Genomic DNA, 16,097 nt, shown 5'->3' on the forward strand with positions numbered 1-16,097 from the left:
AGAATGGAAAAGTATGTGGAATTTTAGCTGTTTTGTTTGCTTTTCAACATAGGAGACATTTATGCAGAGCATTTAAACCCATTCTTCCCGAGAAACCAGACCCTGTTAGCAGGAAGCATATTTAAATTAATTCAATTTTTTATTGTTTAACAATAAATATTTATTGTTATTTGAAAAATAAACCCCCGAAGACAATGAACTGGAAAGAAGCTTGGAAAAATAAGTGGGAAACCCAACCTGTATTGATGTTACTCACCATCGTAATTTGGTCTATTTTTATAGGAATATGTATCAAAGGCGGAACCTTGTTGTTTACCTTCATATACAGCCTCTTCAATCCGGCGGTGGCGCAAGACCTTTACCAGGGATTGAATTTGTCGGTGGCCAGGGAATGGCATACGGGATATTACCTGGGGGCCGTGTCCTTGCTACTGGGAATTTTGGTAGCTAAGGCCTATATTTTCTATTTGGTAATCCAGGTTTTCCTGACCATTGACCTCGTTCATCCTTTCAGTAGGGAAGTTTCAGTCCTTATTTCCAGAATTGGCAGAGTTACCCTTGAGGTAGGTATTTTAATCATAATAGCCTCCGGGTATTTTCATTGGTTGTCTTCCCGAACGATGCATAGTCCTGCTCTCGGTGGATTCTTGGGTGGGGCGTTTGAATACCTGATTATGGGTGCGGTTATCTATGCCATTGCGTTGGTCTTCAAACGCGGTGTAGAAATCCAAACCGATAACGACCTAACTGTTTAACCATGCCCATTGTCGTAAATTTAGATGTCATGATGGCAAAACGGAAAATGTCCTTAAACGAACTCTCGGAAAAGGTGGATATCACCCTATCCAATCTTTCCATCCTTAAGACCGGTAAGGCAAAAGCTGTACGGTTTACCACCTTGGAAGCAATTTGCAAGGCCTTGGACTGTCAGCCGGGGGATATCCTGGAGTTTGTGAAGGATTGAGGTAATTTAATTTCGGCTAAGTTTTAACTATATAGGAACTACAAAGGCCACTCTGATACAGAAGTAATCGCCAACCGAATACCTAGCGGCAACGGTAATAGAGGTGAAATATCCAAAAATCTCAGTTGGGATATTTTGGTAGAAATCAAATGTTTCAACCATTTGTTTTTATGGTTAGAACGGACGGCCGTCTTTTATACGGATTAAATTGCGCACTTCCCGTCGGTGATCGGTGGGTACCATACGCTGATACCTTTTCGTTGTCTACCAAACTGTCGGGACGAACCACTACCCATTCGATGTACGGATTAGCCTGTCCTACGTGCAACCGTAAATAATCTGCGGCCTCTTCGTTGTCAGGCTGTGGTGGCAGTATCCATCGAAGCAATTGCATTGATAAGATGTACGCTTATGGAAATCCGGTTAATTGTTTTTCTGTCAATCATTGTCTTCGTTTTAATTCGAGATTAAAGGTGCACATGCTATGCTGCGCCAAGGTTCGGAATCTCAAATATAGGTTCGGAATTACCTATCCGAACCAATAAAAGACAGTAAAACGGAATCAACCATATAAAAACTCCTTAGGTATAGCGCCGATTTCCTTTTTGAAATACGTACTAAAAACGTATTTGGAATGAAAAACCCAGCTATTATAGCCTATGGACATCAGTGGTGGGTGTGAAATCTTAAGAAGTTTGGCCAAATCCTTGACTACCTGCACGTGATACTGGTTGAGGAACGCGTTAACGTTACTACCCAATCCATCCTCCAATAACCGGAAAAGTTGGCTGGCATGGATCTCCAGCCTGCCAGCAATAGCAGGTCCAATGCGGATTACCTTAAAAGTAGGAAATTTGTGGTTCCCTAGAATTTTGTATAACGGCCAAGGCTAAGAGCAGGCGGGCATAAAACTCAATTCGCTGTCCGCTACGACAAAAGTTTATTGAGGTAATCTCTTTCGATTTAACACTTTCCGCCCGCTTGCTTTTAGCCATTGTTATCGGTTTTTTATTGGAAAATGCTGTTTCAAGAATGCCAGAATCAGTCCATGATTTCTTGTAAATTCAGCATGGCCTCCCTTTAGTTCTATGTGTTCATAAAAATGCTGAAAATTGTTCCCTTCAAGTCTCTCCACCATTCTGTTACACATCAAAGTAGAAGGCCAAACTTCATCTTGAGAAGCTGAAATGAAAAGGATAGGTGCATTTATCCTTTCAACCTTTATTTCAGATTCAATAATGGCCTTTTGATTCTCAATCATCCTGCTGAATCCACCGTAGAAATCACCATTGTTTATCAAGTCCAAGGATTCTTCAGATGCAGATATCCAAGGTATTTCTTCCTGTTTAAATGACCATGAAGCAGTTTCACCCCATCCCCATCTTGAAGGTAAGGATACATTAGGTGGTAAAATTGCAATTACAGCATCAATCTCATTAAATCTTGACGCTAAGTTAAGCACAAGTTCGCCACCTCTTGATCCTCCAAAAACTGCAATTCGGCCTTGGTCAACCATAGGTTGTTGACTGACACTCTTAATCGTGTCATAAATGGCATCAAGGGAGATTCTGTCTAATTCCTTCGGAGTATTTGGAGTGCCAAAATAACCTACGGCAAGAAAATGGTACCCGAGGGTAAGAATGCTGTCTCTAAGAATCTGAGTTTCTTTATCTGCATACACCATTCCTCCTTCGCTGCCACCAAAGGCGACAACCATTGGTCTTTTCTCCTGAGCAGATAAAAACAACTTATAATCAACTACCCCATGATTCTTAGGATGAACGAAATGGGATAGTGTGATAAATAATACCAATACCAAACTAATCAGCCCGATTCCTATTGCGATCTTCTTTTTCATCTTTAAAATGACCTAAAATTAGATTGATAGCAAAATCACAATCAAAAGAAAGCCAACTATTGGAAAACCCAAGACCATCATTAGTTTTTTGGTAAAGTTCTTTTCTTTGCGAATGGCTCTTATCCCAATTACGTCATACAAAAATCCAATTATTAATTCCCTTTTCTATTCTTTAAGTTCAATTTAATAACGTGATTAGAGATAAGCGGTTCTCAAATTACCGATATCATCCGAATAAAGCGATGTTCCACAACGGGGTTGCGTGTATCCGCACTATATCCAACAAAGCTTCCCCGGCTTGCCGTTGTCAAATTAAGAAATTCGGAGGCAAAAACCGGCAGACTGTTCGCTTTTAGCAGGGAAAATACCAAACGATACGTACAAAACCTCAAAAAAACCCTTCTAACTGCTTCTCAGTCCATGCACCCATTCCCTCTACCTCCCGGGCCCCAGCAGGGTTCTGTCGACCGCCACGGAATCGATTTTCTCCCGGGAATAATACAAGGGGAAGTATTCGTCCCTGGCCCAGGTTTCGAATAAATTGCCGTAAAAGGGACTGTCCGGATCGCCGGACTGCCCGGGGGCATTGCTGGCCTGGGTGGCGTCCCAATCTCCCGTATTCACAATGATCCGAAAGGAAGCACCGGAACTTTGCCGGTTGTTGCCCCCCGTGGAGCCGGGCGTGTAAGCATTGCCGCCCCGCGGCATCGGACCTAGGTTCAGTTGGGCATTCACCTCCTCGGTACTCAGCGTTCCCAGGCTGTGCACCAGATACGCATGTTTGAACCGCTCCTGCCCGTACTGCCAGTTGTCCCGGTCCTCGCCGAGGTTTTCTTCCAGGTAGGCCAGCCCCTGCGCAAAGGCATCTGCCAGGAGGCGGTCGCGGCCGGCCTCCGGGTCGGGACCGAAACGGCTATCCGGCGCGGCGATCCAATCCAGTATTTTCTTGAGCTGTACCCTGCCAATCGTTTCGCTTCCGGCTTCCGGCACCAAGCGTTCGCTAGCCAGGCGCATCAGCGCATTTTCAAAGGCCACGTAGATGGCGGCCGGGATGGAATTCGGGTCCAGGCTATGATCCCAGTCCCGGAGCCTTTCCCGGGCTTCCGCCGCCTTGCCGGAAAGGGGAAGGGCCAGCAGGTAAGGTACCAGCCTCCGGGCAGGGATGCTGTGGTAGTCCACCTGCAGGGCTTTCATTTCTTCCATCGTCAGGGCATTGCCGGCTTTCAGCACTTCCTCCACCCGATCGCCGCGAAAGGGATCCGCCCAGGAAAAGCCGATGGCCTCCCAGTGGGTATAGTCGGCAGGTGTCACGTTCTGATTGGCGGAAGCAAAGTAGCCTTCCGGGGGATTGACGGTATGGGGCTTTTGGGGGATGGGCAGGTAACCCTCCCACTCGTAGCGTCCATCTCCCGGCACAGGCACCAGGCCACTGAAATTCCGGCGAATGGGCGCAATCCCCACGGCCTGCCAGCCGATGGTACCACCCTTGTCTGCCCAGACCATGTTTTCGCCCGGAATATGGCTGTAGGCGCAGGCTTCCCGAAATTCCTCCCAGCTTTTCGCCTGGTCCATGCGCAGGGAGGCCAGGTAGGGAGCCCCTCCGGGTTCCAGCCAGGCGCAGCGTACGGCATAGGCCTTGCGGTGCACGGAGTCCACATAGGTAACCGGTCCGTGACGGGTGTAGCGGAGCGCCACTTCCTCGTCCTCCCCGTTCTTCACCCGGATGGTCTCGGTAAGGATCTCCATGTCCTCCCAGGCGCCATCGTACCGGTATTGGTTCGGATTATCGGGATTCAAGTCATACACGTACAGGTCTTCCCCATCCGTTCGGAACACAGTCAGCCCCCAGGCTCCATAGCCATTGTGTCCGATGGAGATGCCCGGGATCTCGGGTTCCCCTCCCCCGATCACATCCCATCCGGGGGCGTTCAGATGCACCATGTAACGGAGCGAGGGAACGGCTAGGGTCCGGTGCGGATCGTTGGCCATGTAAGCATGCCCGTCGGCGGTACGCGAACCGTTTACCACCCAATTGTTGCTGCCTAGGGAAAAAGGAGCCTCCTCTGGAATCGGCGCCGTTTCGGCTGCGTCTCCGATCGCTGGATTACGGTATTCGGGCAGGATATCGCCGGGCTTGAAGGCAAGGGGTTTTCGGTAGGCATTGTACAGGGCGAGAATATCGTCAAAGAGTAATTCGGGCTCGATCTGCGGATCCAGGGCAAGATCGGGGTCTTTGGGATGAAACCACTTCAGGTCTTTGACCTGCGCATCCCCCAGGCGCGCCACGGCTCGCCCCAGGTCCAGTTCCTCGTTGATATTGCCCAAAAGCCCCTGGTGCCGGGAAATCACCACCTCGGGTGTCCATTTTTCCGGCAGGATACCCAGCATTTGGAACGGCAGGGGAAGCTCATCGGGCCTGGACCGGATTTCCTCAATGTAAGCATTGACGCCGTCCGTGTAAGCGGTGATGATCGCCTCTCCTTCGGGATGGTAGTGATTCATTTCCTCTTGCATGTCTCCCCGAAAGCGAAACAGCCGGGTGCCGATGTCCCGCTGCAATTCCGCCGCTCCCAGGATCTCGGCTACCGTGCCGGTGGCCTGCCGCCTCCAGATCTCAAATTGAAAAAGGCGGTCCTTGGCGGCGGCATAGCCCTGCGCAAAAAACAAATCGTGCTGGTTGTTGGCATAGATGTGGTTGACACCCCATTGGTCGCGGACGATCTCGACGGGTTCCTGCAGGCCGGGAAGCGGGATCCCTTCGGTATCTTCGGATTCGCAGGCCCCAAGGAAGGGCAATAGAAAGGCAAGCGCAACTACTCTCATGAATTTTCTGGTTGGTACGGTGAATGTAAGGGGGAAAACGGGCGAACCCGGAATTGCAAAAAACCCCTTCTGCAAAGCCCCTTCATTAGCCCAGAATGGACAAGGATCATTCCTTTGCGCCAAATGGAGGCAATCACTACTACAGGAAGCTTCCGAAGTAAGGGGCTCTCTTTTTTCCCTGCATTCAATATACGCCAAAAATACCGATTGGCCAACGGCAGCGGGTACTCGGCGCAAGGGGTGCCGGAAGCGCTTGTTTGGTTTAGCGGGAGGTACTCAGGGCAAGGATTTCAGGAATTCCAGGTAGGATTCGCCGCGGATTTCTGCCAGTTGCTCGATTCTTTTTTTTCCTTGTTTTTTCGGTTCTGGCCAGTTTGAGCCATCTCAGTACAAACCGTTTGCAGGAGGGATTTCGTTGATTTACCAGGTCGGACGGCTGAAGGGGGCAGCAAAGAGCTGTGCTTGGTGCCTTATTCGATTTGGAAGTCAAGTTGCCTGCCTTCTTCTCCTGCTTTTTTATCCATGCCGGCGCCAATGGCCATCCCGATAACCATCCCGATGGGTAGTCCGATGGCTAAAAAAGCCATGTTACCGAGGCTGGATCCTAGTGCAACACCCAGCGGCAACCCAAATATAGCCATTCCAAGTGCCAACCACTTATTGCGGTAATGGTTTTTCGTGACCAGTCGGTGTTTTTGTTCCATTCGTTGAATGATGTGAAATTGAACTTTCTTACGTGCCTTTTGCCAGGCCTGAGCGGAGTCCGACACGGCATTCATTTGATCAATTCCATCGTTAATTTCGGCGATGGTTTCATCGGGCAATTCCTTTGCGCGTCATGCCAACAGAAGTTCCTCGAAGCGAGCATGCGCCGCATTGGTTTTCTTATTTTCGGCAATGGCTGTTCGTTTTTTAAGATTTTTAATTTCCATGGTCTTTTTTCGTAAAATGTTCGGGTCAATCTACGTTTCGTCTAGCTAAAATGAGTTTGGGCCCCAGCTGCCAGACAATACTAAGTTTCTGTTTTGCATTGATCTTTCCAAATGCTCAATCCGCGTATTCATTCTTGGCATTTTTTAGGTCTCTGTGCACTTCCACTAAAACAAAGACGTTTTAGTTATTGGTTTTGAGTGAAATGTTCCAATAATTACAAATGGGTTTGGTGCCGTGTTATGATGAAGTTTCGTGGTTCCAAGAAAAAAATACAGATCTTTAGTTCTTGCGAAATCATCGATGTATTTCTTCCTTATACCTTCACAAGCAAGTCTTTCATCGCCACCCTGCCTTTTTAACGAATTCCAATAAAGTTGACCAATTTCCCAATCTTGTATCATCATGGCACTTGTCGAGCCTTCATCTTGGCAAGGACATCGATCGTTTTGGTAGCCCTGGAGGGCGAGATATCTTTCTGCACACCGGTTTTGGTATAAATAAGTGTATTTCGCCCCTACAGGGCTTGGGAGGCCGGAATCGAGACTATTTATCACTGGGCTACATTCTGTGCTGCAGTGTTTCGCGCTTTCAGCACTTGGGTTTTTCTATAGAGCTGGTATTCGTTACTGTTCAATGGGCAGATATCCGGTTTTCGAGCGGGTCTGTTTGCTGACTCAATTAATTCTAGCACTGAAAGTGCGTCATATCCTAGCGATGGGTGCAGCCCATCGATTTAGAAAGCCTCAAATTGCCTGAGCCCTGTAGGGGCGGGATATCTTCCTGCACACCGGCGTTGGGATAGACAAGTATATTTCGCCCCTACAGGGTTTGGGAGGCCGGAATCGAGACTATTTTGACTCGTCCTGAAATAGTTGTTTCGCGCTTTCAGCGCTTGAGTTTTACTATAGAGTACCGGTAAATTAACCATTTTGAATAAAAACACGCTCATTTGATTCATAATTTTCATCACATGCTTTTAACCTGTCGGAAAGAAAGCCGCTTCCCACCCCTGAAAACCAGCCAAAAGGCAAAACCGATCTCCGCAAGTGCCATGGGTAGGCTTGCGATCATTTCGATCAATGCAATCTGTTCCGCATAGCCGGGAAGCATTATTTTAGCCAGGTGGATGCCCGTGTAACAACACCCGGCAAAAAGCAGCAACCAGCCAAAAAAAGAGGGGACGAACCTTGCTTTGATAGACAATATCCCCAGCCCGAACAGGTGAAATCCAAAGAGCATCAATCCCTGGGACCAGATCGCTTCAAAACCCTGTAACGCCAGCAAGACTTCAGTGGCACCTGCAGCGGCTTCCGCCAGGGCAAGCGCCTCCACCAAATGGGCCACTGCCACCAGCAATATGAATGCATATAGTGCCCGGATCAGGGCGGTGAGTGCCGAAAGCCGGGGATGGACTTCTTTCAGGAATCCGTACAAACTGCCTGCTACCAACAGATCCAACAGCACAATCGCTCCCCATGCCACCATTCCATAGCGGAATAGCGTACCTGAAACCCGCAGGTTTCGATAGGTTTCCTCCGGGCGGTTCATATCGATCAGTCCCCCGTACACATAGCCATAAGCGTAACCGGCGGCCAGGGCCATGGCGATCAGGGCCAGGCCGGAAAAAAGGGCCAATTTTCGTTTACTTGACTTCATCCACTTTCAATTTATTGGTAAACAACCCCTTTTTCAAAAAATAGCCAGTAAGGCTTACCTCTCCCAGAACCGCCGTAACCCCCACGACCAGGGCCAGCCATTCTTCATTTCCGGGAAATAGAAAATCGCCAAACGATTCCATTTCGTATCCGATTCCAGCCAGTATCATCAAGGTACCCAGGAGACCGGGCAACGGTGACCGGTGCAGCAACAGCCCCAATAGCAGGCAGTGCAACCCAAAAAACACGCCGGCGATCAGGTATCCTATCCGGTGCGCCTCCATAAACAGCAGGCTCATGGACTGCAGTTGATTCGCATCAAATCCAGCCAGGAAATCCGGTACCAGAGCTGCTTGTAAGGCCAGGTAGTGATTGAGCAGATTCAAGCTGCCTATCGCCGGATGAGCCAGTAGCCGCAACACCATTGCCGTCAGCGCAAGTGTCTCCCCATAGGGACGAAACAGCCGGTACAGCCAAATGGAAATGATCGCATCCAACAAAAAAGCAATCAAATCAAGTACTAACCCCAGGCGAAACAGCCCTTCCGCCCCTACAATATTTATGGAGGTGGCCAGCGCGTCTTCCGGAACGATCAGACTGCTCCGGATGTACCCCTGGCTGAAGCCTGCCAAAACGATTACCAGCAAGTACATGAGGCCCGTTTGCCTCATGTACGCTCTCTTTTTCGCGATTTCAAATAGTCGATTCATCTCCAAATAGGTTCAAAACAAATTATCGGGTGAATTCCACCACCGTTCCACTCACCGTTAGGGTTCGCTTGTAGTAAAAGGGTGGGACCCCACCCACATGTTCCTCGGTAAGAACATTGGTAAGGGTACGGCTACCGGAGGTCAAATCTGCCTCTTTTATCATGGCTGCGTAGGCTTCGTTATAGAGACTTTTCCGGTTCGTCCCTCCAAAAATCAATACGTAGTCGACCGATGCCGATCCTTTTACCTGTCCCAGTACCTCAAAATTTTTGCCTCCCAGGTGTACTTCGGTGCTGTTTTGGTTTTGGTTTAAAATCCAGGCCTGATTGACCCCACAAGATCCCAGCCCGAAAACTACCGTCAGGGCAATAATTGCATTTCGTACGTTTTTCATGTTGTTTGTTGTTTTAGAATTGAATTGGATTGAAAGGATGTAAAGTCATCCGAGTTAATAATTAATAGGTTCCCTTTTTTGTGGCCGGAGTCGATGTATTGGTGTGCTTCGGAAAGCCTGGCCAGTGGATATTGCCGGTCTATCACCGTCCGGAGCTTGCCTGCTTGCTGGAGCTCCAGCACCTCAGCCAATAGGCCGCGAAGTTGTTCGTCGGAAAGTAAACCGGTCGCTTCAAAGACCGCCTTTTTAGAAGAAAAAAACCGGGTAAACAGCATTTGCATCAGCAGGGAAAATTTGAGTACCGGGGAGTAGTAGGTGCCCTGTTCTTTCAACACTCGCTTGCAGTCTGTGAAGGAGCGTTTGCCCAGGGTATCAAACAGGAGGTCATACCTGCTTTCACTCCGCGTAAAATCCTCTTTGATGTAGTCCACCACATGGCTGGCTCCGAGGGATTTCACCAAGCCTGCATTTTTGCCACTACAGACTCCAGTCACTTCGGCACCCAAGTGCCTGGCAATTTGAACGGCAGCCGTGCCGAGACTTCCGGAGGCGCCGTTAATCAAAACCTGATCTCCAGGCTTTACCTGACCGAGACGCTTTAGGTAATTATAGGCCGTCAGGTGGCCATCACAGAAGGTGGCTGCCTCCGAAAAACCCAATGATTCCGGCAGGGGCAATAAGACTCCTCTGGCCTTTAGTGTCAGGTATTCTGCATTGGCACCAAATCCAAGGGTGGTCTCACCAAAAACCCTGTCCCCGACATGGAAGTGCCGCACCTGGCTTCCGATTTCCGCTACGTATCCGGCAAATCCAGTTCCCGGTATGGCGTTTTTTGGTTTTCGTAGCCCCAGAAAAAGACGTGCCAACCAGGGCTTGCCGCTTCGCATCATGGCGTCGGCTGTCGTAGCCGATGAGGTGATCACTTTCACCAACACTTCATCCGGCGCCGGGTGGGGCTTGGCTACCTGCGTTACTTTCAGGATGGAAGCGGGGCCGTACCCTGTGGCCCTGACGGCTTCCATTTTCTCGTTGTTCATGACATTACCTTGTTGATTCGGAACAAAGTTGGGCCAATGAAGCGTCACAAAGGTTCGGGAAAAGTGAAAAGGGGTTCGGAATTATAATTTGGAACCAATTAATCCGATAAACCGCTGTTTTTATGAAATTCTTTGGGCGTCATGCCAGTCTCTTTCTTGAATACCGTATTGAATACCGTTTTGGAATTAAAGCCACTCTCGTAGGCAAGTCCGATCAGGGAAATGGTTGCATTGCGGGGATCTGCCAGCAGTTTTATAAAATGGGCGACCCGGAACCCGTTGATGTAGGCGTTGAAGTTTTTGCCCAGCTTTTCATTCAGTAGCCAGGACAGCTGGTTGGGGTGCATTTCCAGTTGGTTGGCAAGGGACCGAAGGGAAAGGGAAGGGTCAAGAAAGGGGCTCTCTGTTTCCATAAAACCCTCCAATATCTGGAGGTAGTTGATTGCGTCGGCTTCGCTTAGTTCTGCACTGTTCCGCTTGAAAGCCCTGACTGGAGGGTTCGGTAGGGCAAAAATCCGCTTCTGGTAGACCGAAAATTCGGGGCTGCGCCGCAAGGGAGCTGCGAGCGGATCGCCAAAGGAAAGTAAAAGAATGGAAGAGCGGTGCAGAAACAGTTTTTCCAGGACGGTAAAGGCCTTTTTGGCTTCGTTCAGCACTCCATATACCAGAAACAGATAGGCATGCGCCTGAAAAGATGTATCCCCGGAAGCATTCGCTTCCAATTCGGCCAACAATCTCCGATACTCCTCGACTTTCCCCTGCATGACCCAAAGCAGACAGGCCAGGCCCAACTTTTCATCCGGCATGATGCCGTCTTGGGGACCGTCGAAAATCAGCCGCTCTGCCCGCTCAAATGCCTCCTTTTTTAGCAGCACATAGATTAAGGTAATAAGCGCTGGCAGGTTTTTGGCATTGGCTTCCAATAGTTCCAGGAGCAAAACCTCCGCCTGATCGAAAGATTGAGAGCGGTACAGAAAGTACGCCTGGTAAAATTTCGTTTCCGGATTTAGCGGATCAATGGATCGGGCGTAACCCAAATGTTCCCCTGCCTTTTTCAAATCGTCCCTAAGCATAAAAAGAAACGCCAGAAACTGATGCCCTTCGGCATAGGTAGGTTTACTAGCGATGGCTTGCCGGCCAAACTGCATGGACTGTCCGAAGTCAGCTTCGGTGAAGAAAGCCTGATTGGCGAGGAGGTAGTTAAGTGGCGCATTTTGGGGATCAAGGGCTTTGGCCCGCTGAAGGGACTCGATGGCTTTGTTCCAGGCCAGATCACGGGGAGCAAAGCCGGCTACTGCCAAAAAACTGTACGCGTCAGCCAGTCCGGTATGCGCATCGATCAGGTCCGGATCGGACTGAAGCGCCTTTTCAAAATGGCCAATAGCCTGATGTACGTCTTCGGGATTCCACTTGTTAAAAAGTGATTTCCCCTGCAAGTAATGTCGGTAAGCCTCCACCTTGCCGGTAGGTGCCTGCACCAGCTGATCGGCAATCTCCAGGTGGCCGAAGTGTTCGCGCAGCTTGTCGGCAATCCGAAGGCTGATTTCATCTTGAATGGCAAAAATATTCTCCAGCTTTCGATCCCAGGTTTCGGACCAGAAGTGGGAGTCGTCCGAAACATGTATCAACTGAGCGGTAATGCGCAAGCGATCGCCACTTACCCGCAGGCTTCCTTCGAGTAGGTTGGCCACATCCAGTTCACGGCCTATTTCTGTCAGCGGCCGGTTTTGTCCTTTAAAGAAGAAACTGGAAGTCCGGGAAGTCACTTTCAGCTGTTCGATTTTAGCCAGTGCATGGATGATTTCCTCCGTTATGCCGTCGCAAAGATAGTCGTTCTCTTTTCCGGGACTCATGTTGACAAAAGGCAACACAGCAATGGATTTTGGATGGGTCATCGTTCGGTTTCGTTGCGCTGGCAGGCCTACGGTTGAAAGCAGTAAATAAGTGATCTAAGTTATTGATTTTTTTTGAAAAGGCGGCGATCTGTCCGGGTTGGCGTAGCCCTCGTCCGTTTTAAGCGACCGTTCGAATACCGCTTACACATCGTAATCGTGCGGTTTTACTGTACTAAATGCCACCGTTTTCGAATAACCTGATGCAAGTGACCAGGAAACGAATCGATGCTTTCTGATTACCACAAAAACCTTCCCGATGCAGTTCAGGCAAGGTCAACCCACAATCCAGAAAAATGGGGCTGAACGAAAAAAACCTGATGAGCGAGGAGCGGGTATACAGGTCGATTACCTGCCCTGTCAGCTTGGTTACTGCTCGCGAAATACGGCCAATGCTTCAGCCCACTTCTTTTGGATCAGTTATAGCTACCCAAATGGGGCAGGTCAAACGTGGCCTGGATTGTACTTGTTTTTCAAGAAATCGGTAACCTTCATTTCGAAGTGATGATAGGGCGGAAAAACCGTACTTACCAAACCTATCAGGGCCGATATAAAAATGTTTGGGCAACAAGCATCGATGATAATTTCATTATCACGAACGGTTATTTGTACGCCAACCAGCGCAGACTTTCGTACGATGATCGATTTTTGAGGTTTCGAGTCAAAAGTGTAAACGGAGTGATTTGAGAATTGGCGCTTCAAAACCTCAATTAATTCATTAAAGGTCGGTAATGGTGTTCCCTGAACGATCATCTCTTTTCCGGTTCGTAAGCATCTAATATACGAATAAATAGAAAAGTAGTTGGATTTAGTTTGTATGAAATACACCTAAGCCCTATTTAAAGCTACGTTTTAGTAGTCGAGTGGCACGGATTCCCACCGTGTCCATCGAATTTTGTACTTAAAAAAGTCATTTTGGATAAATTAGGCGGGCTGGGCGGACTTTTCTTTTCAGCCATCCTGTCATAAAATCGTAGATATGGGATACACCCTGATTTTTCTGCGTAATGCCTGAATCAAAAGACTCACTTTAGGTCATCGGGTCTGCTTACTTATTTTAAAAACCTTCTTCTGTTACCTCTGCTTGCGTTTGCACCTTTTACATTGCCGCCTCCCCATGTAAGGCCGGATTTTCGTTCTCGAAAGGGGGAATTGTTCATGCTCCAACCTTTGAATTTTGATTTTTCAGCCGTTAGGCGTTCAGTTTTTGCCGGAGTATCTTTGTATGATTTTATAATTCGGTCTATTCTTTTCGCATACCGATACCGGTCTACCATGATAAGCGGAACGCATACCAAGGCTAACAGCAGGACTCCTGCCAGTAGCCATACTTCCGCAAATGGAACAGCCGCAATCCATCCGATGAGACCAATGATCAACAACAATCCACCTAGAATACCTGAAATATAAATGATACGTTTCATCTGTTTATAATTGTCTTGTAATGGTCACAACTTGTCCCGCGCCGAAGGTCGGGATAGCCTGTCTCGATCTTAAATCGGGAGAATCTCGCAATTATAATCATCCCTCTGTGTGTCGATCTCGTCATGCCTCAGGCAGGCTCGATTTCATGTCGCAAATTTAATTAGATTTTAGCTTTGACCTGTTCGACCAGTTCCAGTCTTTTTACGATAGCGCCTTTAGGCAAAATAGTTCCCGGAGACAAAACAGCGTTTGCTCCAATTCTCGAACCATCTCCAACTAAGGCTCCGAATTTTTCCAGCCCCGTATCCATAAACTCATTTTTAAAACGCACTAGAATTCGTTTGTCCTCCCGTTCGTTATAGTGATTTGCTGCAGTGGAACCTGCCTCAAAATTGACATTGCTACCAATGATGCTGTTCCCGATATAATTTAAGTGAGCAATGGCAGTACCGGAAAAAATCAGGCTGCTTTTAATCTCAGAGGAAGGCCCGATTTTCACCGAAGAATCCAAAAAAACACCTTCCCTGAAATAGGCATGGGCCCCTACCCGACATTTTTCTCCTATAATTACCGGGCTCTTTAAGGTTACCCCTTTTTCCACAGTAGCTGTCTTATGGATGGCGATGCCATTTTCCACCGTGTAATCCGGCCCAAGATGGGGTAGCATTCGCTTGATGATTTCTTCTAGGTCTGCCACAACCCTCCATGGCAGGCGATAGGCCTCTGTTTGGAGAAACGAGGGGACATCCGAAACAAAATCCTTGATATCAATCATTTATTGGTTTTACTTTATCGAGATGGTTTACGGCTTAGCAACAGGTTTTTCGCCCAGAACCCTCTTTTTAATCAGGCTCCTTTTTGCATGGACGACATCCACCATGTCCAAAAACCGATTTTCGGAGTCAACCTGGGGAATGAGTCGCTCGTTACTAAGGAGGATTTTATCTGCTAACTGCTCCTTTGAGTTGGTTTCCAGGCTTCGAATGGCATCCGTCTGTATCCACTCTCCACAGATCTCTCTCAGCTCGTTGATGTCCAGAAACCGGGCCTTCTCCAGCGTCACCTGGTCTTTCAGCAGTACCCAGCCCTTTTCTATCTCCTGGGCTCCAACCCCCTCCATGACCTGCCCTTCCTTCTGTGGATATTCCTTTTGAATGCCTTTTAAAAACTGCTGCACCAATTGGGTGATTTTCCAGGTATCAGCCTCGTTCAAGCGCATATCCCCTTCCGGAAAAACCTCCAGCAATGCCTCCATATAGGCCCTGGACAGTACCGGAAAACGATCCGACAACTGCAACCGCAAGCTTCTGGAATCCACGTAACCGATAAATTTTTTGTGTAGGGAATCATGGGAATCAACAAATACCCAGTAGTGAATTACCCTTAATTTTGACAAGATCGTTGAAAAAATATATAATCGCGACGTTAACCAGGCCTTTCCCCCATAAATGTCAATGCTTGCGTAGTCGTAGCGGCCTGCTTTGCTGAATTGCTCCATCAGGTCCATAACGCCACTGGAAAAATCGTCGGACTTTACGCCGGTTCGAATGTCCCCTACGTATTCATTACTCCAGGAGGAGGAAAATTCCTTTGCCATTTCAAATTCCAATTCGACGCCCATTGCGCCGATCTTTGTGGTTCTATCCACCAACTGGGGGATGTATTTCCTCAAAAAAAATAGAATAAGCAATACGGTAATTGGCCAGATCAATTCCTGAAGCAATGGAATCCAGGTATCCATGGAGCTTAAAGGTGTAATTTGTACGGAGTACATTGTCCATTATTTTTGTTTATCAAACAAGTTACACAACAATAATAAACTATTCCCAGGTACTTTATTATAAAAAGGCAGAGAAGTACTTTTTCCCTATTCTAAAACATCAGTTTTGGGTTTCAGGGTCAAAACTAAAAAAAAACCAGCCCTCTATGGTGACTGGTTTTTTCTAGCATACAATCTAGGAAGTTAAAGGGTGATTGACTTGTACCCCAACTCCTGTAATCCAAACATGTAGATCAGGCCGTTTTCCGTAATGGGAGTCTCATCCGGTAACAGCGTTTTATCAATTCCAAATTGCTGAATAGATAGCCCGCAGACCAGAATTTTCAGGCCGTGGTCAGACACGGTGTTTTGTATCAGTTTTTGCAATTCCGCATCTTCAGAAATTTCCTTCACCAGCATACCGCAGGCCACGATTTGAAAATCTATTTCTTCATTTTCGGATTTGAATACAATACCGGTTTTTATTCCGGCCTTCAAATGTTGGGCTTTCTGAACCAACATGGCATACTTGCCATCCTTTCGGACAGCCTGCTCGGTTTGTTTGATAGCCGCTGCCGTTTGTCCATTTGCCAGACCCAGGCCTAGAGTTAGTAGTGCTATAAATGTGATCATGTATATTTTCATTA

15 protein-coding genes are annotated in these 16,097 nt (G+C 47.9%); 2 read left to right on the top strand and 13 right to left on the bottom strand.

Going from position 1 to position 16,097, the window contains the following annotated elements; all coding sequences use genetic code 11:
* Window positions 1–194: 194 nt before the first annotated feature.
* Complete coding sequence (locus GJS45_RS07295) at window positions 195–755, top strand: DUF2975 domain-containing protein (RefSeq protein ID WP_162340826.1); 561 nt, start codon at window positions 195–197, stop codon at window positions 753–755.
* Between the two features lie 2 nt (window positions 756–757).
* Window positions 758–964, top strand: coding sequence for a helix-turn-helix domain-containing protein (locus tag GJS45_RS07300; RefSeq protein ID WP_162340827.1), 207 nt, complete (start codon window positions 758–760; stop codon window positions 962–964).
* A gap of 154 nt (window positions 965–1,118) precedes the next feature.
* Here the strand turns inward: GJS45_RS07300 and GJS45_RS07305 are convergent, their stop codons facing one another.
* The 13 genes from GJS45_RS07305 to GJS45_RS07370 all read right to left on the bottom strand — a co-directional run bounded on the left by GJS45_RS07305 (window position 1,119) and on the right by GJS45_RS07370 (window position 16,095).
* Window positions 1,119–1,358: a hypothetical protein gene (locus tag GJS45_RS07305; RefSeq protein WP_162340828.1), complete on the bottom strand. Its 240-nt coding sequence runs from the start codon at window positions 1,356–1,358 to the stop codon at window positions 1,119–1,121.
* A 603-nt stretch (window positions 1,359–1,961) separates the two neighbouring features.
* Window positions 1,962–2,822: an acyl-CoA thioester hydrolase/BAAT C-terminal domain-containing protein gene (locus tag GJS45_RS07310; protein ID WP_162340829.1), complete on the bottom strand. Its 861-nt coding sequence runs from the start codon at window positions 2,820–2,822 to the stop codon at window positions 1,962–1,964.
* Between the two features lie 435 nt (window positions 2,823–3,257).
* A complete protein-coding gene (locus tag GJS45_RS07315; protein WP_162340830.1) occupies window positions 3,258–5,645 on the bottom strand; it encodes a penicillin acylase family protein in 2,388 nt (795 codons plus the stop codon).
* Between the two features lie 470 nt (window positions 5,646–6,115).
* A complete protein-coding gene (locus tag GJS45_RS07320) occupies window positions 6,116–6,469 on the bottom strand; it encodes a hypothetical protein (protein ID WP_202928050.1) in 354 nt (117 codons plus the stop codon).
* 1,075 nt (window positions 6,470–7,544) lie between these two features.
* Entirely contained in the window at window positions 7,545–8,234 is a 690-nt protein-coding gene (locus GJS45_RS07330; RefSeq protein WP_162340831.1) for a DUF4386 domain-containing protein, read from the bottom strand.
* Window positions 8,221–8,943 (bottom strand): DUF4386 domain-containing protein, encoded by a 723-nt coding sequence (locus tag GJS45_RS07335; protein WP_162340832.1) that lies wholly within the window; start codon window positions 8,941–8,943, stop codon window positions 8,221–8,223. The genes GJS45_RS07330 and GJS45_RS07335 overlap by 14 nt, the downstream gene beginning before the upstream one ends.
* Window positions 8,944–8,965: 22 nt before the next feature.
* On the bottom strand, window positions 8,966–9,337 hold the full coding sequence (locus tag GJS45_RS07340) for a DUF6567 family protein (protein WP_162340833.1): 372 nt from the start codon (window positions 9,335–9,337) through the stop codon (window positions 8,966–8,968).
* Window positions 9,334–10,374: an NAD(P)-dependent alcohol dehydrogenase gene (locus tag GJS45_RS07345; protein ID WP_235954670.1), complete on the bottom strand. Its 1,041-nt coding sequence runs from the start codon at window positions 10,372–10,374 to the stop codon at window positions 9,334–9,336. Before GJS45_RS07345 ends, GJS45_RS07340 begins: the two co-directional genes overlap by 4 nt.
* A gap of 98 nt (window positions 10,375–10,472) precedes the next feature.
* Entirely contained in the window at window positions 10,473–12,269 is a 1,797-nt protein-coding gene (locus GJS45_RS07350) for a helix-turn-helix domain-containing protein (protein WP_162340834.1), read from the bottom strand.
* A 1,049-nt stretch (window positions 12,270–13,318) separates the two neighbouring features.
* Window positions 13,319–13,690 carry a hypothetical protein gene (locus GJS45_RS07355; protein ID WP_162340835.1) on the bottom strand — a complete coding sequence of 124 codons (372 nt, stop codon included), beginning with the start codon at window positions 13,688–13,690 and terminating at the stop codon, window positions 13,319–13,321.
* 161 nt (window positions 13,691–13,851) lie between these two features.
* Window positions 13,852–14,466, bottom strand: a complete 615-nt coding sequence (locus tag GJS45_RS07360; protein WP_162340836.1) for a DapH/DapD/GlmU-related protein — start codon at window positions 14,464–14,466, stop codon at window positions 13,852–13,854.
* A 27-nt stretch (window positions 14,467–14,493) separates the two neighbouring features.
* On the bottom strand, window positions 14,494–15,465 hold the full coding sequence (locus tag GJS45_RS07365) for a hypothetical protein (protein ID WP_162340837.1): 972 nt from the start codon (window positions 15,463–15,465) through the stop codon (window positions 14,494–14,496).
* A 189-nt stretch (window positions 15,466–15,654) separates the two neighbouring features.
* Window positions 15,655–16,095 carry a DsrE family protein gene (locus tag GJS45_RS07370; protein WP_162340838.1) on the bottom strand — a complete coding sequence of 147 codons (441 nt, stop codon included), beginning with the start codon at window positions 16,093–16,095 and terminating at the stop codon, window positions 15,655–15,657.
* Window positions 16,096–16,097: the final 2 nt, after the last annotated feature.

The sequence above is a fragment of the Cyclobacterium salsum genome, from assembly GCF_010119245.1.
GTDB classification, from domain to species: Bacteria; Bacteroidota; Bacteroidia; order Cytophagales; family Cyclobacteriaceae; genus Cyclobacterium; species Cyclobacterium salsum.